The organism is Flavobacterium urumqiense, from assembly GCF_900108015.1.
GTDB classification, from domain to species: domain Bacteria; phylum Bacteroidota; class Bacteroidia; order Flavobacteriales; family Flavobacteriaceae; genus Flavobacterium; species Flavobacterium urumqiense.
In genome coordinates this window covers 305080-330036 of sequence record NZ_FNVP01000002.1, presented here as the reverse complement: position 1 = coordinate 330036, position 24957 = coordinate 305080, and the positions used below count along the sequence as shown (strand labels likewise).

The window sequence follows — 24957 nt, the reverse complement described above, 5'->3', positions numbered from 1 at the left end:
AGTAATGTCTGTTTTGTAAAGTAAAAGTTACTGGATTATTACCATTTAGTTTTGTAAACATTAATAAATCGTTAACATATTAAATTACGGTTAATGTGAATTTTAAACGATTCTTTTATTGCTATATTTACATTCGGAATTAAAAATCAATGAGTATTTCAGGCGTAAATTCCATCAGAATAATATAATTTTTCTATTATGAAAAAAAGAAACACAAAGATTTTACTCGTTGATGATGAGCCGGATATTTTGGAAATTGTCGGGTACAATCTTACTCAGGAAGGATATCAGATATTTACTGCAGCAAACGGAAAAGAAGCTATTATAAAAGCTAAAAAAGAATTGCCGGATCTAATTATCATGGATGTAATGATGCCGGAGATGGATGGAATGGAGGCGTGTGAAAATATCAGAAAAATACCGGAACTGAATAATGTGATTATTACTTTCCTGACAGCAAGAAGCGAAGATTATTCCCAAGTGGCTGGCTTTGATGCTGGCGCGGATGATTATATTACGAAACCCATCAAACCAAAATTATTAGTCAGTAAAGTGAAAGCATTGTTAAGACGCTTGAAAGAGCAAGAGCAAAATAGCGAAACGCTTAACGTAGGTGGAATCGAAATCAATCGGGAGGAATATAAAATAAGAAAAGATAATGTGGAGATTGCTTTGCCTCGAAAAGAATTTGAATTGTTTTACTTATTGGCATCCAAGCCGGGAAAAGTATTCAAGCGTGATGAGATTTTAGATAAAGTATGGGGCAATGAAGTCGTAGTTGGCGGAAGAACCATAGATGTTCATATTAGAAAATTACGGGAGAAAATTGGGGAAGATTTATTCAAAACCATTAAAGGAGTAGGGTATAAATTTGAAGTGTAAACACCTTTTTTTTATAAGAATACAAATTACAAAAGCCAAATCGCTTTAAAAGCGAGGTGTAAAATAAATGAAAATAAATTTTAAGAAAACCTATAAGTTCGCCATAAAATCTGCTTTGTTCATTAGCCTTTTTGCTGCTGGATTTGTTGTGTTAATGGTAGTGTTATTCTTTGGTTCCAAAGTAACTAATTTGCTGCTTTTTGGAATCGTTTGTCTCTTAATTATTTATCTGTTTTCTTTTATAGTTTTACAATATCGAGTCGAACGGTTTATTTACAGACGTGTAAAAAAAATATACGATGATGTGTCGCTTTTGGAATCTAGTACTTTTATAAATCAGCCCATTACCACTGATATGGAAACCTTGACGCGAGAAGTCAAGAAGTTTGCCACCGATAAAAAGCTAGAAATTGAAATGCTGCAGATGCGGGAAGAATACCGAAGAGAATTTCTTGGAAATGTTTCACATGAACTTAAAACACCATTGTTTACAGTTCAAGGTTACATTTCTACTTTGCTGGACGGAGCAATGGATGATAAAAATATTAGAAAAAAATATTTAAAACGTGCCGAAAAGGGAGTAGAGCGATTAATCTATATTGTGGAAGATTTAGATATGATTACAAAATTAGAATCTGGTGATTTGAATCTGGAGTTTTCTGAATTTGATATTGTAGAATTAATACAAAACGTTTTTGATCTATTGGAAATGAAAGCTGATAAGAAGAAAATCGCATTGGCTTTCGAAAATTATCACATACAACCCATTCTTGTTCATGGAGACAAAGACAAGATTCAGCAAGTTGTTGAGAATCTAATTGTAAACTCCATAAAATATGGTAGAGAAGGGGGTTTTACAGAGGTCGCCGTTGTTAATCTGACTAAGAAAAAGGTCTTGGTTCGAATAACTGATAATGGAGAAGGGATTGAGAAAAATAATATAACAAGGCTTTTTGAACGTTTTTATAGAGTAGACAAAAGTGGTTCCCGTACAGAAGGAGGGTCAGGTTTAGGATTAGCAATTGTAAAACATATTATAGAAGCGCATAAAGAGAAAATATATGTGGAAAGTGAATTTGGAATTGGATCTGAATTTTCCTTTACAATTGAAAAGGCAGGATTAAAAAAACCAGAATTAAATCCGAAAGAAATATATAGTAAAAGTCTTAAAATTAATAGATTAAAAAAATAATAGATTTAGAAATTAATGCGAATGAATCCTAAAAGAAGGATTGGGAACTTTTACGAAACGATAATTTATCACCAACATAATAATTTGTTAACATTGGCTTAACATACTAAGATGACCTTTGCAAAAAATTAAATCATACAACAACGATGAAAAAAATTTTATTTGCAGTTTTAGTTATGACTTCAGCGTTAGCTAATGCACAAGATATAAAGAATGATACTATTAAAACAATATCGGTCGATTCTTTAGAAACAATGAGTGTTGATACCGTTAAGACGGTGACAATAGAATCGTTGAAAGAAGCACTAGACGAGCATTCTATGAAATTTTCAGGTTTGGATGAAAGGCTTGCAACTATGGATAGTGATTTGGGGAAATTAACCAAAATTAAATTTTCAGGGTACTTACAGGCGCAATACGAAATGTATAATTATCAAGACAATATTGGGCCAGGGCCTTCCACTACTGCTGTGCCTATAAAAAACACTTTTTTTATCAGAAGGGCACGCGTAAAATTGACTTATGAGCCATTAACTGGTGCGGTTTTTGTAATTCAGCCGGATTATGCTTTTGATAAAGTAACTTTAAGAGATGCTTATGTTCAGTTAAATGATAAGTGGTTGCAAACATTTAAATTGTTTTTAGGACAGTTCAATAGAACAAGTTATGAAGTGGAATTTTCTTCACGCTCAAGAGAATTGTTAGAGAGAAGCAGAATGTCTGGAATTTTGTATCCGCAAGAAAGGGACTTAGGAGCAAAAATTGAAATGGATTTAGACACAAAATATGAGATACCATTTAAATTTCAGTTAGCTGTTTTTAATGGAAATTATGGAGAAGGTTCTTTGACAAATAATCTTAGAGATGTCGATAATAAGAAAGACGTCATGATGAGAGGCGTTTATTCTTTCCAGTTTCCTTCTCAAGGTTTGGGAATTGACATTGGAGCTCATACTTACTTAGGTAATACGGCTGTTTTACAAGCTGGAACTTTTAGCGATACAAATAATAAAAATTTCACAGCTAAAGTTGGGGATAGTTTCCAAAAAAAATGGTTTGGTGGTGAGATGAGAGTTTACTATGATTTTCTTGGCGGAATGTCTCTAAAGGGAGAGTATATTTCTGGAAAGATATCTGGCGAAAAATCAAGTACAGCGTTGCCTGTAGCAAATAGCAACCCTAGTTTTAATTTCAATGGTATTAGAGATTTCACAGGATACTATGCAACTTTGGTGAAAAATATTGGAAAAAGCAATCAAATTGCAGTTCGATATGATAGTTGGGATCCAAACAGACATTTAGCTGGAGATGCAGTGACTATTAAAGAAGATCTGAAATACGATAACTGGTCATTTTCTTGGCAGTACTTTTACGATGATAATGTAAAAATTGTTGCGGGTTATAGTTTACCAATCAATGAAAAAAGTACCACAGTGGGTGGCGATTATATAAAAGATAAATTAGATAATACCTTTACAATTAGAATTCAAGCGGGATTTTAATTATATAATAAATTAGACTTTAATACAATAAAAAAAATAAAATGAAAACAACAAAAATTAAATTAGCGGCTATTCTATTAGTTGTTATGGCAGTAGGATTTTCTTTTACCGCACTGAATAAAATAACAGTTAAAGGGTCTGATACCATGGTTATTTTGTCACAAAAATGGGCTGAAGTCTATATGCAAAAACACCCAGGAACTACCATTCAGGTTACAGGCGGTGGATCTGGTGTAGGACTTGCGGCTTTGATAAACGGATCAACAGATATTGCAAATTCAAGTCGCCCTATCAAAGCTACTGAGGTAGAAAAATTAAAAGCGCGATATAGTACTTTAGGAGTAGAAATTCCTTGTGCAAAAGACGGGTTGTCTGTATATTTAAACAAAGCAAATGGAGTTTCCGAATTAACAATTAAACAAATTGGATTAATTTTTGCCGGAAAAATTACAAACTGGAAAGAAGTAGGTGGAGTAGATGCAAACATTAGATTGTACGGAAGAGAAAGTAGTTCAGGTACATTTGCTTTTTTTAAAGATAATGTAGTGAAAACAGATTACTCTCCAAGTTGTCAAACATTACCAGGAACGGCAGCTATTGTAAATGCAGTAAAGAAAGATAAATTAGGAATTGGTTACGGTGGTGCTGCGTACGCAGAGGGGGTAAAAGACTGTAAAGTAAAAAAAGACGATAAAAGTCCGGGTATTGCACCAACTGCAGAAACGATCAAGAACAAGACATACCCAATTACAAGATACTTATACATGTACTTGAAATCAAGACCAACAGGTGAAACAAAAGTTTTCATAGACTGGATCTTAAGCCCTGAAGGACAAAAAATCATTACATCAGTAGGTTATTTTCCTGTAAAATAAGTTAAGCTTTTAATATCCTTTACTGCTTTTTTCAGTGAAGGATATTTCTGTATTTTAAAAGAAAAGTAGATTTAATGTTACCCTAATAATTGAAAATTATGAAAACAAGTAAATTAAAAATTGTAACAATTTTATTGGCCGTGATGGTAATAGGATGTACATCTAGTGAATCGAAAAATGTAACTGTAAAAGGTTCAGATACCATGGTGATCTTATCTCAAAAATGGGCTGAGGCATTTATGAAAAAAAATCCTAAAACTACAATCCAGGTGACTGGAGGAGGTTCTGGTGTGGGTATTGCAGCACTTATCAATGGTTCAACAGATATTGCAAATGCAAGTCGTCCTATGAAACCATCTGAAATAGATCAAATAAAAGAAAAATATAAAACAAGCGGGATAGAAATTGCTTGTGCGAAAGATGGTTTGTCTGTTTTTCTAAATAAAGAAAATCCGGTTGCGGAACTTACATTAGATCAATTAAGCGGAATTTTTTCTGGTAAAATTACGAATTGGAAAGAAGTAGGCGGCGACAATCATAAAATACAATTGTATGGTAGAGAAAGCAGTTCAGGTACTTTTGAGTTTTTCAAAGAGCATGTTGTAAAAACAGATTTTTCAAAAACATGTCAAACTTTGCCCGGTACAGCTGCTATTGTAAATGCAGTTAAAAAAGACAAATATAGTATTGGATATGGTGGCGCAGCTTATGCAGAAGGGGTAAAAGATTGCAAAATTAAAATAGATGCTAAAAGCGAAGGGATTTTGCCAACGGCGGCAACTATTAAAGACAAAACTTACCCAATTTCAAGATATTTATACATGTATTTGAAATCGCAACCAACAGGAGAAGCCAAAGCTTTTATAGACTGGATATTGAGTGCCGACGGACAAAAAATGGTTGAAGAAGTAGGATATTATCCTTTAAAATAATACGCGTTTGGTCTCATCTACCTTTTTGTTGGGGGAGCGTTTTTTATATTAAATAAACATATGAATTCTTAAATAAAATAAATGGATTCCGAATTTCCAATCAAGCAGAATTTCACTAAAGAGAGTCTAAAGAAACAATTTAGACTTTCTGAATTCCTAGCTGAAAAAATTATTTCATCGGTTGCTTTTTTATCGATAGCCATAATTGTTCTTATTTTTGTTTTTGTTTTTAAAGAGTCGCTGCCTATTTTTAATTTTGGCTCATCCGAGAAAGTAAAAACTGAAATTGAGGCTACTTCGAATTCAGGTTCTAAACCAGAATCTTATGGTTCAGAACCAACTGAAGTTTTAAAACCGGAAACATACGGTTCAGAGCCAGTTGCTAATGAAGACTTGAAGCCTGAAACGTATGGTTCAAAAGCCGTAACCAATGAAGAGCTAAAGCCGGAGACTTATGGTTCAGAGCCTGTCACCAATGAGGATTTAAAACCAGAAACATATGGCGATGTGAAAGCCCAGCTAATTATTCCAGCCTCTTCAGACGAAATGAAAGAAGTTGTCGGGAGTAATAATGATGGTGCTGACAAAACATGGAGTACTTTTTTTACGACAGAATGGGTACCTGTTTCTGAACATCCAAGATTTGGTTTAATAGCTTTATTAATAGGAACTTTAAAAGTGACAATAATCGCTATGTTGATTGCGGGACCTATTGCAATATTAGCTGCAATTTACACTTCTTGTTTTGCATCAAAAAAAGCCAAAGAAATTATTAAGCCTATCATTGAGATGCTGGCTGCGTTTCCATCAGTTGTTATTGGGTTTTTTGCATTGATGGTTTTAGCTACATTCTTTCAAGATGTTTTTGGATATGAATCAAGATTAAATGCTTTTATTGGTGGAGTTGCTATGGCATTAGCAGCAATTCCAATTATTTATACCATCTCAGAAGATGCACTTTCAGCAATACCAAAAACATTTACTGAAGCAAGTTTAGCATTAGGCGCAAGTAAGTGGCAGACTGCTTTTTTTGTGATTTTACCTGCCGCTACACCAGGAATTTTTGCCGCTTTACTTTTAGGAGTTGGTCGAGTTTTTGGAGAAACTATGATTGCACTGATGGCAACCGGAAATGCAGCACTATTGTCAGCAAATCCGTTTGAGAGTGTACGTACGTTTGCAGCAACAATTGGGTCTGAAATGGCGGAGACAGTTTTTGGCGAAACCCATTACAGTGTCTTATTTTTCATTGGATCATTACTTTTCATTTTTTCATTCGTGTTAAATGCCGTTGCAGAGTTTTATGTAAAAGGTAAATTAATCAAAAAATTTCAAGGTAAATAATCATGAATACAGCTATCAAGGAAACAGAAAACCATTTTTTTTCAAACAAAAAAAAGGGTGTAGATGTAAAAGGAAAATTTATTATTGGGATTACTCAGGTTGCGGTACTTTTGATTATAGCCGTTCTTTTTATTATTTTAGGAATAATTATTTATGAAGGACGCGAAAAATTTTCATGGGAATTTATCAGTTCATTTCCAACAAATGGAATGACCGAAGGAGGAATATTTCCTGCTTTAATTGGTACTTTTATATTGGTTATTGTGATGTCAATCGCAGCAGTTCCTTTTGGAACTATTACCGCTATTTATTTAACAGAATACGCTAAAGAAAATTCAAAAATTGCAGCTGCAATTCGATTCTCAATTCGAACATTAGCAGTTGTGCCTTCGATTATTTTTGGTTTATTTGGACTTGGATTTTTTATTCAGTTTGTAGGTGGTGGAATCGATAAAACATTTAATGCAGGTCAATTGCATTGGGGACAGCCTAATATTCTTTGGGCAAGCCTTACCATGGCATTACTAACTTTACCTGTAATTATTGTTTCTGTTGAAGAAGCACTGAAAACAATTCCTCGAGAGTTGCGTGAGGCAAGTTTAGCTTTAGGTGCAACAAAGTGGCAAACTATAAAAAATGTAGTGCTTCCGGGATCTATTTCCGGGATTATGACCGGGACAATTTTGGCTGTGAGTAGAGGTGCCGGTGAAGTGGCTCCTATTTTATTTACAGGAGCGGCTTATTATTTAGCCACTTTACCAGCTTCGTTGAGCGATCAATTTATGAATTTGGGATACCATATTTATATCATGGCAACTCAATCTTCTGATGTCGAAAAAACAATGCCAATTCAGTTTGCTACAACTTTGGTATTGTTAATCCTTACCTTATCACTAAACTTAGTAGCAGTAATTATTAGATCCAGAATCAGAAGAAGAGCGAAATAATTTGAAATCTGACTAATAAATTTTACTTTAGATATAACATAAACACACATGAAAGATATAAAAATACAGGTTAATGATTTATCATTATACTATGGCGAAAAAAAGGCATTAAAGGAGATTTCGATGCAAATCCCTGCCAATAAAGTAACTGCTTTGATTGGACCATCCGGTTGTGGGAAATCTACTTTTCTTAGATGTATCAATAGAATGAATGACCTTATTCCTGAGGTAAAAATTACTGGTGAAATGCTAGTTGAAGGAGTTGATATCTATGACAAAAATGTCGATGTTGTTAATATTAGAAAAAAAATTGGAATGGTTTTTCAAAAATCAAATCCATTTCCAAAATCTATTTATGAGAACATTGCTTATGGTCCAAAAATAAACGGAATAAAAAATAAAACTGAATTAGACGAAATCGTAGAAACTTCATTACGAAAAGCAGCTATTTGGGAAGAAATTAAAGACAGACTTGATGATTCAGCTTTGGGACTTTCTGGTGGACAACAACAACGTTTGTGCATTGCGAGAACATTGGCAGTAAGCCCGGACATTATTTTGATGGACGAACCAGCCAGTGCACTGGATCCGATTTCTACTTCAAAAATTGAGGAATTAGTCCATGAATTAAAGGAGCAGTATACCATAATTATTGTAACCCACAACATGCAACAAGCGGCAAGAACAAGTGATTATACCGGTTTCTTTTACCTGGGTGAGTTGATAGAAATGGGCAAAACTAATGCTATATTTACAAAACCAGAACGAAAGCAAACTGAAGATTATATCACTGGTAGATTTGGATAATTGTTTAATTGTATTATATTTAATTGTTTAATCGCTGGGTCTAAACTCTTAAACTTTAAAATTTAAACTTAAATTAAAAAAAAACATGGCGTCACATTTTGAAATAGAATTAGAAAAACTTAAAAATATAATTGAAAAGATTGGCGTTTTGGCAGAAAATCAAGTAGGCGAAGCCGTTAAAGCGTTACTGTCGGAACCTGTTTCAGAAGGAAAAGAAGTAAAAAAAACAGAAAACAAAATTGACAAACTAGATGTAAAAATCGATGAAATTTGTCAAAGTATTTTCGCTTTGCAACAGCCCGTAGCGTCTGATTTACGCTTTATTATGTCGGCAATGCAAATAAGTAATGAAATAGAACGTATTGGAGATTTGGCAGTTAGTATTATCAAAAAAGCCAAAAATATAAAAGATAAGCACGATCTAATTGTCAAGTTTAGCATTGCAGATCTTGCCAGACAAGTAGAGATTGTTACTTTAAAAACCAATGAATGTTTCTTGACTCGCAGTGAAAATTGTATTGGGGAAATCTTTATTTTAAACAATACGATCAAAAATGATTGTGAGGATGCGATTCACAATATTATCAATGAAATGAAGATTAATTCTAAGGCAGTTGTTTCAGGAACAAATCTGATTATTGTTTTAAAACATTTAGAACGTATTTCTGAGCATTGTACTAATATTGCTGAATATGTTTATTTTATGATCAATGCTAAAATAATCAAACACGAAAAGTTTGGTGACAAGAAATTAGATAGCTAGTTGTTTACCAATGAACGTTATTTAATAGAACTGCAGTTTAAAAAAACACACTAATTACTTACGTTGAAGGTAGTATTAGTGTGTTTTTTGTTTAGGGTAACAAATGGAGTGATTTAAGCACATTAAATCGCTTCAAAAACCTGAAATAATGACTGCCAATTCAATACTGTTTCTATTTGCGGAAGCCCTTTGTACTGTTCTATTTCAAACAAATGTTCTATTTTAAAATCCTCTTGTTCCGCATAAGGAACTAATCCTTCTTCTTTTAATTTTTTGGCTAAATACTGTTGTTCATATTGACCTGGAGTAGGAATAAAAAACGCTTTTTTACCGAGTTTCACCAAGTCCATAATTGTGGTATAACCTGATCTACACAATACCAATTCACTTTCATTAAAAACTTGTTCGAGTTGGCGCGTATTCATAAAATTGAAATAGGTAACATTTCCTATTTTCTCGTTCTTCTGAATTTTTTCTACAATTCCTTTAATAAAAATCACTTTACCTTGATATCGCAAAATTTCTACTTTTAACTTTTCTTCCAATAATCCTCTTTGCGGTTCAGGTCCTGACAGAATAATCATTAAATCATATTTTATCTCTGTTTTTTTTTTGTGCAAACGGCTCAAAGGGCCAATATATTTAATATTTAACTTATTTTTCTCCAGATGACCCAATTTACCGGTCAAATTCGATGTTCCGTCAAAGTCAGGTACCCAACACACAGTGTTTCTTTTTATTATATATTGATGTAGTTTACTGGTTACCCAAGTGGTATTCCCCGTCAACACATTCAATTGGTGTGTTATAAACACAGTAGGTATTTTTTTGCTAAAAACACCTAAACGATTATCAGATATAATGCCATCAATATCATATCTTCTAATCCATTCTTTGGTCAATTTTTTCTCGTTCCAAATCGCTTCCATCATTTTTGGAAAATTTTTTAATAATTTCCATTTAAAATTTTTTCCATTTTTGGAATATTCTATTTGGTAAGATGGGAGTTCGAGGAATTGTAAATAAGGGAATTCTTTTCGCAAAATTTCAAGTGCAATACCATCAGAAGCGATTATGGGAATATAGTTATTTTCTTGTAAAGCCTTTATAATTGGAATACATCTTGTGGCATGTCCCAAACCCCAATTTAACGGTGCAATCAGAATAGTCTTGCTGTATGAATTAAAATCCATTGGTAGAGATATCAATTAGTTTTAGTGTGGTGAAAGATACATAAACTAGAAGTTTGTTTGTATTTGCAAAGCATTACCAAACTATTAAGTTATCTAATTAATTTTTGTTACTTATAGGCTAATATACATGCATTTTTGTAATAATTAGAAAGAGACTATCAATAAATGACAGCCTCTTTTCTAGTGTTTTTAAGATGAACTTATTCTTGAATATAGGTTTTGTTTCCGTTTGAATTGATATAATATTTTCCCCCTCTTAGACAGGTATTATTCTTCACATCGCTTTTTGTCTTCTCAGCTTTGTCTTTTTGCTTCTTTTGCTTCTTTTGCTTCTTTTGCTTCTTTTGCTTTTGCTGTAGCCTTATCTTTCGCTATTTTCTCCGTTTTATCTTTCATTTTTTGCTATAACGCAAAAGTTTCTTATCCGTAAAAGTTTTCAGATAAAATAAAGACAAAACAGCAGAACAATAATTTTTTCATGACCTATTGTTTTTAAAGTTAGAATTATGAAGCCTGATTTTCAATAAATTTAATAATTTTCATCTCTATAATTAAGCTAAATAGCTAAAAATAAGCTCTTAACTGAATACTTCCTGTGTGAATAGTTTGAGTTGATTCACTTTTTCGGCCTTGGTAATTTAGATTTACATCTAAAAATTGAGTTAAGTTTTTCTGCACCAGAAATCTCCACGTCAAGTTTTGTCCAGTTTGCAGTCCTTCCAACATTTGAAAACCAACTGAAGAAAATTCATTTCCTGTAAATTTATTTTGATAGAACGATATTTCTCCATTTAGCGTAACTTTTTTATTACTGGCATAAGAGAAGGAAGTTCCCAAACGATTTTGTAATAATGTTTCTAAATTTTGAATTCGGTTTTCTTTATTTTGTAATTCATAAAACAGATCCCAGCTGGTGTTTTTAGAGAATAGATAACTGATTTTTGGAGCCAACTGATATCCACATAACACATAATTTTTTTCAGGAAAATTTTCGGAAGCAATTGATGTTTGAATGGTCTTTGCAAAAAAATTGAACAACCAGCTTTTCTTGTATAAATGTGTGTATTGTAATTGATGTGAGCTGTTTTTGGCTTCTTGAAAACCTATCGATAATAAATTTTTTGTTTGATTTTGCAAGTAAGAATAGGTAATGGAGTGATTTTGTTTACCCCGATTATAATACAAACTATTTCTGAAACTGGAATTCAATCCTAAGACATTTTCATCCGAGGAACTAAAAGGATTTAATTCGAAATTATTGCCTTCGCTTTTTGTTTTTCGGTCAATTATAAATGCCGTTTGGTTGTAAAAATAAGATAGCAATTTTTTTAATCCAAATTCGTTTTGCCACTGATTTGGGTTTAGCGTAACAGATTGGGAAAACTTATTTTGGTGCGTTTTTATATAGATTCGGTTCGGCAGAAAAATTCTAATATATTTAGCCTGATCTATAAATGGCGCAATTTCAAACTCTTGCAATTCCTGGATTCCATTAGCATTATAATCATTCCAAGTATATACTCCCTGACCTGCGGGAACCTCCAGATAAGTAAATTCTTGTTGTGGAATGCTTCCCGATATGGTTTCATAGACGGTTGTACTTTGAATTAATTGGTTAAAAAAACGGTCGGAATATATTATTCTGGAATTCAATGAAGACTCTCTTTTTTTAGCGGCATCAATAAAATTTAAGTTTCTGTAATTTATATAAATGGACAAATCACTTTTGTTGGTTTGGATCAATTTAGACTTCAAAAAGTAGGTTTGCGAATTATTTACTCTTTGCAATAATCCATTTTGCAAACTGTCATTTTTTCGGTTTAAATAGCCTAATTCAACGAAAACTTTAGTGCTGTCCCCACGACCTGTAAAAAAGCTGTATTCTGTAAATCTTTGGCTTACAGCCGAAAATTGATTTGTTGTTTTATTTTTTTCTTGATTGTCCTCCAATCGCAAACTGTTTCCAATCCAGTTTTTATTAAAATGATAACGAGTTTGTGTTTGGTTTCTAATGAATTTGGATGAAGAGACTACTCCGTCACTTTTTAGGAAACTTCCTTGGTTTTGAACCGTCCAATTTTTCAAACGTAATAACCCATTTAGAATATGTCTGCTACCAGAAAAACTTTCAGAAAAGTCAAGTTTTTCAAATTGGTAGGTTAGCAATCCTCTATTTTGATTTTCCGGATTTTCATTTAAAATAAAATTTAATCCTGAAACCAAAAAACTTTGATTGCCAATTACGGTAGCTCCCAGATTCCAATCTCTGTCGAATTCAATGGTATAAAGACGTTCAACGGACCTGAAATTTTTCTGTACAAATTGATAATTGGCAAAAGCATCAACGTTCCATTTTTTTGAAATCAACCGTTGTTTTGCATTTATTTTTCCTACAAGACCTTTGTTATTGTTGTCATCTAAAGAAGAGAACAAATTCTGGTCATTGTTACTAATTCCTATTTCAAAATCGACAGCTGTTTTTTCTGTGGGTTTGAATTTTCCTAAGAAGGTGGCGATTTGGATTTTCGTTGGAGCTATTAATTGAATTACGGGCTCGTAATTTCCTTGCGGAACTCCATTGGGCTCAATATATTCATAAATTCTACCATTTGCGGCTGAATTTGTCAGGATATAATTCCCCTTATTTGCTCCTACAAAACTAAATCGAACATTGAATAGTTCGTCTTGAGGATTATTTGAATATTCGAAGATTTCTTTAGTTTTGAAAATGGTTTTTTTGTACAACACTTTGTTTTCTGAATACGTGTCTGAATAAGCAGAAGGTGAAACCATCAAATCGGGATTGTCTCCGGAATTTACTAATATTTGAGCTTGCTCCTTAGAGAGATTTTGTTGTAAAGGTTGGTTTCTCAAATCATTTTCGGAGTATAAATAACTGCCAAAGCTCCACTTTTCATTTTCATGAGTGGCACCGGTATAAGTAACAAATCGCGTATAATTTCTATCCGAATATTGGTATTCTATCGTAATCCGCATTTCGGAAGTAATAGTAAAAAGAGCAGTAAATATGATTTCGCCTGCATTATAATCAATGGTGTAATCATTGTTTTCTCCTCTTTTCAGTAAAATTCCATTTACATAAACCCGCTCTGAACCGGAAATCACAAGAACATATAATTCACCATTTTGTCCTTTTAATTTATAAGGACCTTGGTTCCCTTCTTGTCCTGTAAAATTACTTTTGGCATATTGTCCCTTCACAAGTGCCGCAGATGCAAAAACATTGGTTTTGCTGCCTTCTGTTCCAAAGTCGAAACTGGTTGCCAGACCTTGCACTTTTTTATTGAAATTTAGGAACTGTGTTTTTTTATTTTCAAGAAAAATATCCCCGGCTCTTATATTCCATTTGTCGCTAAATAATTCCATGAATACATTGTCGAATTGATCTAATTTTTGGGAATAGCCACCATCTTGTAAAGGGATGTTGCTGTCCTGTAGGGAAGCTCTTAGGCTTACTTTTTCGGATATTTTTCCTGTTATTTGTAAATCTAAATTTGAATTTAAAACGGTATTTTGATTGTTGCCAATAGTTACTCCACGAGTAATACTTCCGGAAGTATTTAATCCGTCAAAAGGGACGTTTTTTTTCTCCGCTTCCGGTTCAATTTTATATAATTTTCCTGAAGTGGCTTCGTTACTCACCACCCGGCTTGGATCGTAAATACGATATTCTTTAGTCAGAATTTCAGGTAGTTTGAGATAGTTAATCGTTATGGAATCAGAAGGAGCCGGATAATTTTCGTTAAGAAATAAGGTGGCTTTTTGAAAGTTTACTTTGTAAAATGAAGTGTCAATTGATTTGCCAGTGGAGTCAAGCACTTTAAAAAAATTAGAATTTAGGCCTCCACTTTCGAGATGGATTGTATCGCGTGAAGCAAGTAATTTTTTGGTTTTGTATAATGAATTGGTTTCCTGGGCTTGCAGTCCAGAAAAACAACCGATGACCAGCCAGAAAAGTAATTTTTTCAACATAAATACAATAGCTCGAAAGTATCAAAAGTAGTATATATAATTGTTAAATCGGCGGTTGTTATTTTTTTGATTTTTAAAAGCCAAAAAGTGATTTTTCGGGTGGGATATAAATAAAAAAAGGAAGCCGCAGTGGGACTTCCATTTTTTGGGTTAGAACAATATAACTTATTCTTTGGTAATTACTTGCATCGTTTCTCGACTCACTTGTTTTAACAAAACAATTTTATTTTTTTCAACAGTTTGTGCTGCATTATCATTAAAATGTCTAATCGTGTATAAAGTAACATTTTCGTTAAATTCGACTTTGAATTTTTTGGATAAAATCGCGTTTAAGTCTGTGAAGTTGCTAAATTTATCTTCCACACAAACAGAAAAACTAATGGCAGAATTCTGAATTAAGTTTACCTTGATTTTAAATTGGTGAAATAAAGCAAAAATCTCGCTAATATTTTCTTCCATAATAAAAGAGAAATCTATTGAGGAAAGCGAAATCAAGAGCTGGTTTCTTTTGACAATAAAACAAGGCAAATAAGGTTCTAAATCAGCACCTTTGGCAACGCGGGTTCCCGGTAGCAAAGGATTAATAAACGATTTCACATACAAAGAAATTTCCTTTTTTTGTAAAGGTTGTAAAGTTTTTGGGTGAATAACGGTGGCGCCATAAAAAGCTAATTCGATGGCTTCACGATATGAAATTTGATTAAGCAAACTTGCATTTTCAAAATATCTAGGATCAGCATTCATAACTCCGGGAACATCTTTCCAGATGGTTACACTTTCGGCATTTAAACAATAGGCAAAAATAGCTGCGGTATAATCAGAACCTTCGCGACCCAATGTGGTGGTGAAATTATTTGCGTCAGAACCCAAGAATCCTTGAGTAATATTCAAAATTTTTCTTTTTACGTTTTTGGCAATATTTTTTTGTGTCAATTCCCAGTCCACTTCCGCATCTCTATAGTTAGCATCAGTTTTTATAAAATTACGCACATCCAGCCATTGTGTTTTTATTCCCATAAAATTCATGAAATGGCTTAGAATAGTGGTTGAAATTAATTCACCATAACTTACAATTTGGTCGTAAACAAAATTATAATTTGGAGATTTATTATGAGCCAAAAAATATTCTAAATCAGAAAATTGGATATTTACAGCACTGAAAACTACATTTTTTTCATCTTCAAACAAATCCATTAAGATTTGATTGTGGTATTTTTTTACTTCTTGAACCGAAGAATTTAATTCAGCTGATTTTTCGAAATAATTTTTAATAACCACTTCCAGTGCATTTGTAGTTTTCCCCATGGCAGAGACCACCAACAATACGTCTTCGTAACCTACTTTTTGTAAAACGTCATAAACATTTTTAATTCCTTCGGCATCTTTAACAGAAGCACCACCAAACTTGAATACTCTCATATTTTTTTAAACAAAAAATTTGTAATTTTATTTTAATCTATTATCTACAAAATAGTTGATAGCTTCTTCATCCATTTGTGCCAAATACCAATTTTTTAGCACTTTTGCCCCTGATTTTTCATAAAATTCGATAGCAGGAGTGTTCCAGTCCAGAACATGCCAGTCAATTCTTCGAACATTGTCTCTCTTGCCTTGTTTGATAATTTCTGAATACAAAGCGTAGCCTAATCCTGTGCCCCTCATCTTATCTTTTACCACTAAATCTTCTAGATGTATTATTTTTCCTTTCCAAGTAGAATAACGATAATAATACAAAGCGATACCTACGATTTGCTTCGCCTGTGCGCTATCGCTCGGGTCGTCATCTAGTTCGGCTACAAAAACATGAAATAAAGGAGTTGTGCCAAAACCATCGCGGACTAAATCAGCGACAGTTACCAGAACAGCATCTGGCTCTTTTTCGAATTCGGCTAATTCTTTAATAAGACCCAAAACGGCAGGCATGTCTTCGGGTGTTCCTTTTCTAATATTCATAGGTAGATTATTTTTTATTGGAATATGGAATTTGCATGGTTTGATAGTTGTTTGTATTAAACGCCTATAATGCTCATTTCATAAATTTTTATTTTTAATGTTTTCAATTGATCAAAATAAAGCTATTTAGCTTAAAATCCGGCAATTTTTAAAGCAAATATACAATAGTGGCAAACTAAGTAACTATTATTGAAATCATTTTCACAAAAAAACCGATATTTGTGACTTCAAAATAACTACAACGATTTCGTAATGGAAGAACGCAACAAAACATTAGGTGAGTTTATCATCGAAAACCAAAATGCTTTTCAATATTCGTCAGGTGAATTATCACGAATTATCAATTCAATCCGTCTGGCTGCTAAGGTGGTCAACTATAAAGTAAACAAAGCTGGATTGGTCGATATAATTGGTGCTGCCGGAGAACAAAATATTCAAGGGGAAGATCAACAGAAACTGGACGTATATGCCAATGAAGTTTTTATCCAAACTTTAATAAATAGAGAAATTGTATGTGGCATCGCTTCAGAAGAAAATGATGACTTCATCACTGTTGAAGGAAGCGACAAAAGCCACAATAATAAATATGTAGTTTTAATGGATCCGCTTGACGGCTCATCAAATATTGATGTAAATGTCTCTGTGGGAACAATATTTTCCGTTTATAGAAGGATCACTCCAATAGGTGCTCCGGTTACAATCGAAGATTTTTTACAACCGGGAATCAATCAAGTAGCAGCGGGATATGTAATTTATGGAACATCGACCATGCTGGTTTACACTACAGGATGTGGAGTAAATGGGTTTACCTTAAACCCTGCAATTGGAACATTTTATTTATCTCATCCAAACATGCAGTTTTCTAAAGATGGAAATATCTATTCAATCAATGAAGGAAATTATGTTCACTTTCCGCAAGGTGTAAAAGATTATATTAAGTATTGTCAGCTTGAAGAAGAGGATAGACCGTATACTTCTCGTTATATAGGAAGTTTAGTTTCTGATATCCATAGAAATATGATAAAAGGCGGAATATATATTTATCCAACAAGTTCTAAAGCTGTAAAGGGGAAATTACGTTTGTTGTACGAATGTAATCCAATGGCCTTTATTGTGGAGCAAGCGGGTGGAAAAGCTTCGGATGGTTTTGGAAGTATAATGGAAATATTACCAACGGAATTGCATCAGCGGGTTCCTTTTTTCTGCGGAAGTTATAATATGGTAGAAAAAGCAGAAGAATTTATGCAAAAAGCAAAATTAAGCAAGTACTAAAGCAAGAAATATAAAAAAGCTTCCGCCATGGCGGAAGCTTTTTTTATTTATGAATGTTTCATCATTTCTGAAACAAAAATGTCTAAATCTACTTTTTCATCCACCAATATCATTGCTTTCTCAATAATGTAGTCTACATTTTCAGGGGTAAAACCTAATGCCAATCCGATTTTTCTTAGCAACAGATCTTGTGTGTCTCCTAAATGATGATCTACATGAACCATTCGTGCTAAATCAAACAAACGCTCCACTCTTTGCTCTTGTAAATACGGAGGATTGATCGGATATTTTAATGGGTTTTCTAAAATTTCTGCATATTCTATCGGAGAAATTTCTAGTCTTAAAGCTAGTTTATCTAAAAACGCTTTTTCTTCTGGAGCAAATTTTCCATCGGCAAGTGCCACACGAACAATAGCTGAAAAGTGACCTTTATTTCTTTGTTTGAATTCGCTATCAAATAAATCTGAAAATGACATAATTATAATTTTTTATTTGACAAAGATAAATCTATTTTTAAATTTATTGATTTTAATTTTCTTATTAATTTTCTTTTATGGAATTTAACTTTTTAAGGGATGATTTATTTCCTCAAATCAATCATTTTCAAAATTAATCGTAAGTTTACAACCCCAATCTCAATCAAATTATTTACCTATGTCAGAATTTTGGATTTATTTTCAAATAGGATTAAAACATGTTTTGGATATTCATGCTTACGATCATGTTTTGTTTTTAATAGCTTTAGCCGTACCTTTCTCTTTCAAGGATTGGAAACAAATAGTACTGTTAGTGTCAATGTTTACAATAGGTCACACGCTGGCTTTGTTATTATCCATATTTGGAATAATTGCCATCAAAGCAAATGTGGTAGAGTTATTAATTCCCATAACCATTTTAATAACGGCAGTTTTTAATCTTTTTACTGCAGGGAAATCAAGTAAAAAAGAGAGCATAAATCTGGTGTTTTTTATCACGCTTTTCTTCGGAATAATTCATGGTTTGGGTTTTGCAAATTATTTCAAATCAATCCTAGGAGGAAGTCCTAGCTCGAAATTAATACCTTTAGGGGAATTTGCATTAGGAATTGAAGCAGCTCAAATTGTAGTGGTTTTTGTAGTTTTGGTTCTATCTTATATTGTACAAACTATTTTTAGATTTTCGAAAAGAGACTGGACTTTGGTTATGTCCGCTTTTATAATAGGAGTAGTTTTACCAATGATTGTAGAAAGTAAAATTTGGATTAGATAAAAAAATGGAAACGATAAAATTAAATAAGTACGATAAAGCCTATCTAAGAATTGCTACGGAATGGGGACTTTTATCCTATTGCAAAAGAAAACAGGTAGGTGCAATCATTGTAAGAGACCGAATGATAATCTCTGACGGATATAATGGAACTCCATCTGGTTTTGAAAATTGTTGTGAAGATGCTGAAGGCTTAACGCGCTGGGATGTTTTACATGCTGAAGCAAATGCTATTCTGAAAGTAGCAAGATCGACACAATCTTGTGAAGGAGCGACACTATATATTACACTTTCGCCTTGTAAAGAATGCAGTAAATTAATTCACCAATCTGGGATAAAAAGAGTGGTTTATCATAATGGATATCGTGATGAATCAGGAATTCAGTTTTTGATTAAAGCCGGAGTAGAAGTAGAGCATATTTCAATATTAGAAGAACAATAAAATTGATAAAACATTAAATGGGTTATCCATTTAAGAAATATACGAACACCTTAGAATCATTGTCAACCCAATTTAAATCATCTTATATTTCTCATGTGATGTAAAGTTTGTTTTTGGTGTTAATTATTAGATAATAAATGAAATTGGAGATGTTCTATTGTTTAATTTTATGGTTTTTAAAGCGTAATTTGATAAAATATAAGTGTGCTTAATTCCATTAATTGACAATCTAGCTTAAATGAAATTCGATAATAAATATCTGCCTATTCTTATTGGTGTGACTCTTGCTCTAGGAGTTGTTCTGGGCGGTGCATTAAATTTTCCCAACCAAAATCAGTTTTTGATAAAAAATAATTCTAAAAATAAGTTGAATAAACTTATTGATTTTATTGATAATGAATATGTAGATAATGTAAATACGGATTCTATTGTAAATCTTACCGTGGACAATATTCTGGCCAAATTGGATCCGCATTCCGTATATATTCCACCAAGTGAACAAGCGGAAGTTGTTGAAAACATGAAAGGAGATTTTGTTGGAATTGGCGTAAATTTCTATATGTACAATGATTCCGTTGCCATAATAAAACCGTTGGAAAATGGCCCTTCGGCAAAAGCTGGCATAAAAGCGGGAGATCGGATTTTGTATGTTAATAAAACAAAATTATACGGACGAAAATTGCCTAATGATAGTTTGTTTGCTAAATTAAAAGGTTCGGTAGGTTCCGAAATAGAACTTACCGTTTACAGAAAATCGGAAGGTAAAAAAATAAAATTAAAAGTAAAACGAGATGTTATTCCAATTAAAAGTGTTGATGTAACGATGCTTTTAAAAAACAATACCGGTTATATAAAAATAAATCGATTTGCTGAAACTACTTACAGTGAATTCAAAGCCGGTCTTTTAGACTTGAAACGGCAAGGTGCAAAATCATTGATTATAGATGTTCGTGATAATGGTGGAGGTTATATGGAAGAAGCTATCGCTATTGCCGATGAATTACTGAAAGACAACCAATTGATTGTTTTTACGAAGAACAAAAAAGGTAATATTGACAAAACATTTGCAACAGAAAGGGGAAGTTTTGAAAGTGGAAATGTATTTGTATTAATCAATGAAAATAGCGCGTCTGCCAGTGAAATCTTAGCAGGAGCCATTCAGGATAATGACAGAGGGACTATTGTTGGCCGACGTTCTTTTGGTAAAGGATTGGTACAACGTGAAATGGATTTTGATGATGGTTCGGCAGTTCGTTTGACCATTGCAAGATACTACACACCAACTGGTCGCTCGATTCAAAAACCATATTCTAAAGGGAATGAAGCTTATTTTAAAGAATCGGACGAAAGATTTGAAAACGGTGAATTGTACAATAAAGACAGTATAAAAGTTTCGGACACTTTAAAGTTTAAAACTAAAAAAGGTAAAATTGTATATGGTGGCGGTGGAATTGTTCCTGATGTTTTTGTGCCGCTTGAAGTGGAACACGGCAGTGAAAGCACGCCTTATTTATTGCAATCTGGTATTGTTGGTCATTTTGTTTTTGAACAATTAGATAAAAATAGAAATGCATTCAAAGGATTGGCTTTTCAACAATTCATAACTAAAATGAATGCGACCGATTTGTATTTTAATTCTTTTCAGAAGTATATTTTCCAGAATGGATTGGATTTGAAATTTGGAAAAAGCAAGTCCTTGGTAAAACGATACCTTGTCGCTGAGTTTGCGCGACAATTATATGGTGAAAAGTATTATTATGAAATTGTATTGAAAGAAGATGCGATGATTAAAGCAGTTTTCGAAAAAAAATAATCAATACATTTTACAGTATGGAAAATAAATTTTCTGGAATGACAGTTAGTTAATGATTATATGTTGGAGGTCTTATGAATGATTTTGACAATTGTCTGAAGCAAAAAAATATTGAAGGAATCAAATCTATTCTAAAGAAGGTTGAATTAAATGAAGAATCTATTTTTGAAATAATTAATAGTTTAGAGCTGATAGGTAACTAAAAATTTTACATTAAACGCAAACGTTTTATCTAATGCTATCGTGAGAATGAGTTTGCACACCGCCATTCCATAAAGTAAGAATATCGGTAGCAACAGCAGCACCGCTTCCGGCAGCAATGGCAAGTTGGCTTCTCCAGCCAGCTAAAGTTCCCACAACATAAATTCCTTCTGCAACTTTATGGTCACTGTTTTTCAGCTGAATTCTTTGTTTTTCTGGAAGTGATTTTTGGTGTGGTTCGATGTATTGCATCAAACCTTCAATCGCAAAAGTATTTGCCGAACTAATACCTATAACAATAGTCTTTGTTTTATAGCTGTTCTTATTTGTAGTAACTATAAAATCCGGAAAAGTTCCCTCGATTTTCAACACTTTTTCATTTGGAATTTGTGCGACATGAGGATACGTTTTGGAAAGATGTTGAATGCTCTCCTCCAGTAAATCGGATCCTAAAGTGTCTGGAGTTATTCCATAAGCATTATTAAAAAGAGCTTCTTGAAGAGAGGATGTTTTTTGATGGATAAAAACGCCAATTTTTTTATCAAAGGCAAAGAGTTTGTTTTTGGCTGATCCTAAAACAAGCGAACATGACATTCCAGATACTCCACCCCCAACAATTAAAATGTCAAACATGTTAGAATTTACCATTCATTTTTTCTTCAATTTTTTTAGACATTCTAAAGATTAGAAGAATTAAGACGGCACATAAAGAAGCTGCAACACCTATAATAGCATATAGACTATTACCTTGAAAAGGATGGCTAAAATCAAGTAAAGTAACATTAAATATGATTAAAGCTAAGGCTAAAAACACGAGTATGTTAGTGAAGATTTTCATGATATTTTTTTGTTTTTTAATGAAAAATTTAAGATTATTTAATTAAAAATTAATTTTAATAAAAATCAAATATTTTTATACATTGTTGCGTTATGGGGTAAATTTATGAAAATTTATTCTACACAAACAAACCTTTAACATTCGCAGCGAATAATTTAACAGCGATGGCAAGAAGAACTACTCCAAAAGTCTTTCTAATGACTCCAAGTCCGTTCTCACCTAACAACTTTTCGATTCTTGCAGATGATTTCAAAACAATGTATACGAGTATGATATTCAGAATTATGGCAATGACAATATTAATAGTTTGAAATTCTGCTTTCAAGGATAATAAAGTAGTCATTGTCCCGGCGCCAGCAACAAGTGGGAACGCTATTGGGACTATTGATGCAGAACTGGCAGCTTCATCACGATACAACCGAATTCCTAATATCATTTCTAATGCTAAAAAAAATAAAACAAAAGATCCGGCAACGGCAAATGAATTAACATCGATTCCAATTAAATTTAAAAATTCCTCCCCTATAAAAAGAAAGACAATCATAATGGCTCCTGAAGCTAATGTTGCTTTTTCTGATTCGATATGTCCAAATTTTGATCGTAAATCGATGATAATGGGGATAGTACCAATAATATCAATTACTGCAAAAAGGACCATACTCACGGTTACAATTTCTCTAATATCGAATCCTATCATATTTTTTTGATTGTAAAGTTAAACTTTTTGGCAAATTATCAGTTAAAATACAAAGGTATTGCTGTATTTTGAAGCTTTTTTAAACTAATATAAAACAATGTTTTATCCGATTTGTTTAGGTGTTGTAGTCGCTGTGAATCTGATTTTATCGATGACAGATTCGATTTTGATAGAAGGTTAAAGTTGGGTTTTAACTAAAAAATTACCATATACTTTGACTACCTTTGCATTTTATAATCACAGTACCACAAAATAATGTTTCAATTAGGAAAAACAATAGTCTCAGAAGACATATTAGGAAAAGATTTTGTTTGCAATTTGTCAGCTTGTAAAGGAGCCTGTTGTGTAGATGGCGACGCCGGAGCTCCGTTGAGTCTTGAGGAAACAAAAATTTTGGAGGAAATCTATCCTAAGGTTAAGCCGTTTTTACGTAAACAGGGAATTGCCGCTATCGAAGCGCAAGGGACTTGGGTAAATGGTACTGATGGGGATCTTGAAACACCCTTGATTGATAATAAAGATTGTGCTTATGTTATTTTTGATGGTAAAACGGCCCTTTGCGGTATCGAACAAGCCTACAATCAAGGAATAATTGACTGGAAAAAACCTGTTTCCTGTCATCTGTACCCAATTCGAGTAAAAGACTTTACCGAGTTTGCCGCTGTCAATTATGACAAGTGGGATATTTGCGACCCAGCCTGTTCTTTAGGTCAGGAACTTGAGGTGCCAGTATATAAATTTGTCAAGGAAGCATTAGTTAGGAAATTTGGCGAAGACTGGTATGCAGAGCTTGAAAAAGTGGCTCTCGACATGAAAAAATAATTTAAAAATAATTAAAATAATCCTTGTTTTTTATTTTTATAATCCTATATTTTACAGTACTTTACGCGCTTTTTTATTTTTCAATACGCTAATATTCAGCTATTTGAAAAAGACACGAAAAATATTTCGATTTTTCTCATTTGTTAAAAACTAAAGCCGATTGTGAATAAGTTTGGCTTTTATTAGTCGCAATATTTTACAACCTTTGTATTCTACAGAAAGCATAAAATTTCGGTGAAATCTAAAAAAAAACACACATTTATAATGGCACAAGTTGAACCAATTTTACAAGAAAATAAAAATCGTTTCGTAATTTTTCCAATCAAACACCATGATATTTGGGAATTTTATAAAAGTATGGAAGCCAGTTTCTGGACTGCTGAAGAAATTGATTTGTCTCAAGATTTAAATGACTGGAATAACAAACTTTCGGAAGATGAGCGTTATTTTGTTAAACACATTTTGGCATTTTTTGCTGCTTCAGATGGAATCGTAAATGAAAATCTGGCTGAAAATTTTGTGAACGAAGTGCAATATGCAGAAGCAAAATTCTTTTACGGTTTTCAAATTATGATGGAAAACATTCATAGCGAAACCTATTCGTTATTGATTGATACGTATGTAAAAGATGAAGTGGAGAAAGATGAATTGTTCAATGCTTTAGAAGTTTTTCCTGCAATTAAGAAAAAAGCGGATTGGGCTTTGAAATGGATTGAATCGGATTCATTTGCGGAGCGATTGATTGCTTTTGCAGCAGTGGAAGGAATTTTCTTTTCGGGAGCATTTTGTTCGATTTATTGGTTGAAAAAACGTGGATTAATGCCAGGATTGACGTTTTCTAATGAATTGATTTCTCGTGACGAAGGAGTTCACTGTGATTTTGCCGTGCATTTACACAACCACCACTTGGTGAACAAAGTGCCAAAAGAAAGAATTAGAAGCATTATTGTAGATGCTTTAAATATCGAAAGAGAATTTATCACCGAGTCACTTCCCGTGAGTTTGATAGGAATGAATGCTGTATTGATGACGCAATATTTAGAATTTGTTGCTGATAGATTATTGGTTGAATTAGGTTGTGAACGAGAATACAACACTTCAAACCCTTTTGATTTTATGGACATGATTTCCCTTCAAGGAAAAACAAACTTCTTTGAAAAGAAAGTAGCCGAATATCAAAAAGCGGGTGTTATGAATACGGATGAGGATGCTCAGAAAATATCTTTTGACGCTGATTTTTGATT

General features: G+C 32.9%; 23 protein-coding genes. 15 read left to right on the top strand and 8 right to left on the bottom strand.

What is annotated here, in order from left to right; translation table 11 throughout:
• The first annotated feature begins 198 nt into the window (after window positions 1-198).
• From C4S35_RS04615 to phoU, 9 genes are all read left to right on the top strand, one after another.
• Window positions 199-882 (top strand): response regulator transcription factor, encoded by a 684-nt coding sequence (locus C4S35_RS04615; protein ID WP_035669540.1) that lies wholly within the window; start codon window positions 199-201, stop codon window positions 880-882.
• Between the two features lie 67 nt (window positions 883-949).
• Complete coding sequence (locus C4S35_RS04610) at window positions 950-2074, top strand: ATP-binding protein (protein WP_103999044.1); 1125 nt, start codon at window positions 950-952, stop codon at window positions 2072-2074.
• A 146-nt stretch (window positions 2075-2220) separates the two neighbouring features.
• The gene (locus C4S35_RS04605) at window positions 2221-3576 is read left to right on the top strand and encodes a porin family protein (protein WP_103999043.1); all 1356 of its coding nucleotides are present in this window, start codon (window positions 2221-2223) and stop codon (window positions 3574-3576) included.
• Window positions 3577-3617: 41 nt separating this feature from the next.
• The gene (locus C4S35_RS04600) at window positions 3618-4451 is read left to right on the top strand and encodes a phosphate ABC transporter substrate-binding protein (RefSeq protein ID WP_103999042.1); all 834 of its coding nucleotides are present in this window, start codon (window positions 3618-3620) and stop codon (window positions 4449-4451) included.
• Between the two features lie 98 nt (window positions 4452-4549).
• Complete coding sequence (locus C4S35_RS04595; protein WP_103999041.1) at window positions 4550-5383, top strand: phosphate ABC transporter substrate-binding protein; 834 nt, start codon at window positions 4550-4552, stop codon at window positions 5381-5383.
• A gap of 81 nt (window positions 5384-5464) precedes the next feature.
• Window positions 5465-6727 carry a phosphate ABC transporter permease subunit PstC gene (pstC, locus tag C4S35_RS04590; RefSeq protein WP_103999040.1) on the top strand — a complete coding sequence of 421 codons (1263 nt, stop codon included), beginning with the start codon at window positions 5465-5467 and terminating at the stop codon, window positions 6725-6727.
• A gap of 2 nt (window positions 6728-6729) precedes the next feature.
• Window positions 6730-7674: a phosphate ABC transporter permease PstA gene (pstA, locus tag C4S35_RS04585; RefSeq protein ID WP_103999039.1), complete on the top strand. Its 945-nt coding sequence runs from the start codon at window positions 6730-6732 to the stop codon at window positions 7672-7674.
• A 48-nt stretch (window positions 7675-7722) separates the two neighbouring features.
• On the top strand, window positions 7723-8481 hold the full coding sequence (pstB, locus tag C4S35_RS04580; protein ID WP_103999038.1) for a phosphate ABC transporter ATP-binding protein PstB: 759 nt from the start codon (window positions 7723-7725) through the stop codon (window positions 8479-8481).
• A gap of 85 nt (window positions 8482-8566) precedes the next feature.
• On the top strand, window positions 8567-9244 hold the full coding sequence (gene phoU / locus C4S35_RS04575; RefSeq protein ID WP_103999037.1) for a phosphate signaling complex protein PhoU: 678 nt from the start codon (window positions 8567-8569) through the stop codon (window positions 9242-9244).
• Between the two features lie 122 nt (window positions 9245-9366).
• On the opposite strand, the gene C4S35_RS04570 is transcribed toward phoU, so the two are convergent.
• From C4S35_RS04570 to C4S35_RS04555, 4 genes are all read right to left on the bottom strand, one after another.
• Window positions 9367-10437 carry a glycosyltransferase family protein gene (locus C4S35_RS04570; RefSeq protein ID WP_103999036.1) on the bottom strand — a complete coding sequence of 357 codons (1071 nt, stop codon included), beginning with the start codon at window positions 10435-10437 and terminating at the stop codon, window positions 9367-9369.
• 564 nt (window positions 10438-11001) lie between these two features.
• The gene (locus C4S35_RS04565; protein ID WP_103999035.1) at window positions 11002-14430 is read right to left on the bottom strand and encodes a hypothetical protein; all 3429 of its coding nucleotides are present in this window, start codon (window positions 14428-14430) and stop codon (window positions 11002-11004) included.
• Window positions 14431-14595: 165 nt separating this feature from the next.
• Window positions 14596-15849 (bottom strand): aspartate kinase, encoded by a 1254-nt coding sequence (locus tag C4S35_RS04560; RefSeq protein WP_103999034.1) that lies wholly within the window; start codon window positions 15847-15849, stop codon window positions 14596-14598.
• 27 nt (window positions 15850-15876) lie between these two features.
• The gene (locus C4S35_RS04555) at window positions 15877-16383 is read right to left on the bottom strand and encodes a GNAT family N-acetyltransferase (RefSeq protein WP_103999033.1); all 507 of its coding nucleotides are present in this window, start codon (window positions 16381-16383) and stop codon (window positions 15877-15879) included.
• A gap of 252 nt (window positions 16384-16635) precedes the next feature.
• On the opposite strand from C4S35_RS04555, the gene fbp reads away from it, so the two are divergent.
• Complete coding sequence (fbp, locus tag C4S35_RS04550; protein ID WP_103999032.1) at window positions 16636-17655, top strand: class 1 fructose-bisphosphatase; 1020 nt, start codon at window positions 16636-16638, stop codon at window positions 17653-17655.
• Window positions 17656-17702: 47 nt separating this feature from the next.
• Here the strand turns inward: fbp and C4S35_RS04545 are convergent, their stop codons facing one another.
• Window positions 17703-18131: a tellurite resistance TerB family protein gene (locus C4S35_RS04545; RefSeq protein ID WP_103999031.1), complete on the bottom strand. Its 429-nt coding sequence runs from the start codon at window positions 18129-18131 to the stop codon at window positions 17703-17705.
• Window positions 18132-18309: 178 nt separating this feature from the next.
• Between C4S35_RS04545 and C4S35_RS04540 the strand changes: the two genes are divergently transcribed.
• The 3 genes from C4S35_RS04540 to C4S35_RS04530 all read left to right on the top strand — a co-directional run bounded on the left by C4S35_RS04540 (window position 18310) and on the right by C4S35_RS04530 (window position 21155).
• Window positions 18310-18903 (top strand): HupE/UreJ family protein, encoded by a 594-nt coding sequence (locus C4S35_RS04540; protein ID WP_103999030.1) that lies wholly within the window; start codon window positions 18310-18312, stop codon window positions 18901-18903.
• Between the two features lie 4 nt (window positions 18904-18907).
• Window positions 18908-19342, top strand: coding sequence for a deoxycytidylate deaminase (locus tag C4S35_RS04535; RefSeq protein ID WP_103999029.1), 435 nt, complete (start codon window positions 18908-18910; stop codon window positions 19340-19342).
• A gap of 238 nt (window positions 19343-19580) precedes the next feature.
• Window positions 19581-21155 carry a S41 family peptidase gene (locus C4S35_RS04530; protein ID WP_103999028.1) on the top strand — a complete coding sequence of 525 codons (1575 nt, stop codon included), beginning with the start codon at window positions 19581-19583 and terminating at the stop codon, window positions 21153-21155.
• A gap of 228 nt (window positions 21156-21383) precedes the next feature.
• On the opposite strand, the gene C4S35_RS04525 is transcribed toward C4S35_RS04530, so the two are convergent.
• The 3 genes from C4S35_RS04525 to C4S35_RS04515 all read right to left on the bottom strand — a co-directional run bounded on the left by C4S35_RS04525 (window position 21384) and on the right by C4S35_RS04515 (window position 22891).
• Complete coding sequence (locus C4S35_RS04525) at window positions 21384-21989, bottom strand: FAD-dependent oxidoreductase (RefSeq protein ID WP_103999108.1); 606 nt, start codon at window positions 21987-21989, stop codon at window positions 21384-21386.
• A 1-nt stretch (window position 21990) separates the two neighbouring features.
• On the bottom strand, window positions 21991-22194 hold the full coding sequence (locus C4S35_RS04520) for a hypothetical protein (protein WP_103999027.1): 204 nt from the start codon (window positions 22192-22194) through the stop codon (window positions 21991-21993).
• 118 nt (window positions 22195-22312) lie between these two features.
• The gene (locus C4S35_RS04515) at window positions 22313-22891 is read right to left on the bottom strand and encodes a MarC family protein (RefSeq protein ID WP_103999026.1); all 579 of its coding nucleotides are present in this window, start codon (window positions 22889-22891) and stop codon (window positions 22313-22315) included.
• A 255-nt stretch (window positions 22892-23146) separates the two neighbouring features.
• On the opposite strand from C4S35_RS04515, the gene C4S35_RS04510 reads away from it, so the two are divergent.
• Together C4S35_RS04510 and C4S35_RS04505 are read left to right on the top strand one after the other, a co-directional pair.
• On the top strand, window positions 23147-23713 hold the full coding sequence (locus C4S35_RS04510; RefSeq protein ID WP_073204693.1) for a DUF3109 family protein: 567 nt from the start codon (window positions 23147-23149) through the stop codon (window positions 23711-23713).
• A 264-nt stretch (window positions 23714-23977) separates the two neighbouring features.
• Window positions 23978-24955 carry a ribonucleotide-diphosphate reductase subunit beta gene (locus tag C4S35_RS04505; protein WP_103999107.1) on the top strand — a complete coding sequence of 326 codons (978 nt, stop codon included), beginning with the start codon at window positions 23978-23980 and terminating at the stop codon, window positions 24953-24955.
• Window positions 24956-24957 lie beyond the last annotated feature (2 nt).

Excerpts from the sequence above, each read along its gene's own strand:
- C4S35_RS04520 (WP_103999027.1), bottom strand. The coding sequence starts at position 22,194 with ATGAAAATCTTCACTAACATACTCGTGTTTTTAGCCTTAGCTTTAATC.
- phoU (WP_103999037.1), top strand. The coding sequence starts at position 8,567 with ATGGCGTCACATTTTGAAATAGAATTAGAAAAACTTAAAAATATAATT.
- fbp (WP_103999032.1), top strand. The coding sequence starts at position 16,636 with ATGGAAGAACGCAACAAAACATTAGGTGAGTTTATCATCGAAAACCAA.
- C4S35_RS04565 (WP_103999035.1), bottom strand. The coding sequence starts at position 14,430 with ATGTTGAAAAAATTACTTTTCTGGCTGGTCATCGGTTGTTTTTCTGGA.
- pstA (WP_103999039.1), top strand. The coding sequence starts at position 6,730 with ATGAATACAGCTATCAAGGAAACAGAAAACCATTTTTTTTCAAACAAA.
- C4S35_RS04510 (WP_073204693.1), top strand. The coding sequence starts at position 23,147 with ATGTTTCAATTAGGAAAAACAATAGTCTCAGAAGACATATTAGGAAAA.
- C4S35_RS04600 (WP_103999042.1), top strand. The coding sequence starts at position 3,618 with ATGAAAACAACAAAAATTAAATTAGCGGCTATTCTATTAGTTGTTATG.
- C4S35_RS04545 (WP_103999031.1), bottom strand. The coding sequence starts at position 18,131 with ATGTCATTTTCAGATTTATTTGATAGCGAATTCAAACAAAGAAATAAA.
- C4S35_RS04610 (WP_103999044.1), top strand. The coding sequence starts at position 950 with ATGAAAATAAATTTTAAGAAAACCTATAAGTTCGCCATAAAATCTGCT.
- C4S35_RS04505 (WP_103999107.1), top strand. The coding sequence starts at position 23,978 with ATGGCACAAGTTGAACCAATTTTACAAGAAAATAAAAATCGTTTCGTA.
- C4S35_RS04605 (WP_103999043.1), top strand. The coding sequence starts at position 2,221 with ATGAAAAAAATTTTATTTGCAGTTTTAGTTATGACTTCAGCGTTAGCT.
- C4S35_RS04530 (WP_103999028.1), top strand. The coding sequence starts at position 19,581 with ATGAAATTCGATAATAAATATCTGCCTATTCTTATTGGTGTGACTCTT.
- C4S35_RS04540 (WP_103999030.1), top strand. The coding sequence starts at position 18,310 with ATGTCAGAATTTTGGATTTATTTTCAAATAGGATTAAAACATGTTTTG.
- pstC (WP_103999040.1), top strand. The coding sequence starts at position 5,465 with ATGGATTCCGAATTTCCAATCAAGCAGAATTTCACTAAAGAGAGTCTA.
- C4S35_RS04570 (WP_103999036.1), bottom strand. The coding sequence starts at position 10,437 with ATGGATTTTAATTCATACAGCAAGACTATTCTGATTGCACCGTTAAAT.
- C4S35_RS04525 (WP_103999108.1), bottom strand. The coding sequence starts at position 21,989 with ATGTTTGACATTTTAATTGTTGGGGGTGGAGTATCTGGAATGTCATGT.
- C4S35_RS04535 (WP_103999029.1), top strand. The coding sequence starts at position 18,908 with ATGGAAACGATAAAATTAAATAAGTACGATAAAGCCTATCTAAGAATT.
- C4S35_RS04515 (WP_103999026.1), bottom strand. The coding sequence starts at position 22,891 with ATGATAGGATTCGATATTAGAGAAATTGTAACCGTGAGTATGGTCCTT.
- C4S35_RS04615 (WP_035669540.1), top strand. The coding sequence starts at position 199 with ATGAAAAAAAGAAACACAAAGATTTTACTCGTTGATGATGAGCCGGAT.
- pstB (WP_103999038.1), top strand. The coding sequence starts at position 7,723 with ATGAAAGATATAAAAATACAGGTTAATGATTTATCATTATACTATGGC.
- C4S35_RS04555 (WP_103999033.1), bottom strand. The coding sequence starts at position 16,383 with ATGAATATTAGAAAAGGAACACCCGAAGACATGCCTGCCGTTTTGGGT.
- C4S35_RS04595 (WP_103999041.1), top strand. The coding sequence starts at position 4,550 with ATGAAAACAAGTAAATTAAAAATTGTAACAATTTTATTGGCCGTGATG.
- C4S35_RS04560 (WP_103999034.1), bottom strand. The coding sequence starts at position 15,849 with ATGAGAGTATTCAAGTTTGGTGGTGCTTCTGTTAAAGATGCCGAAGGA.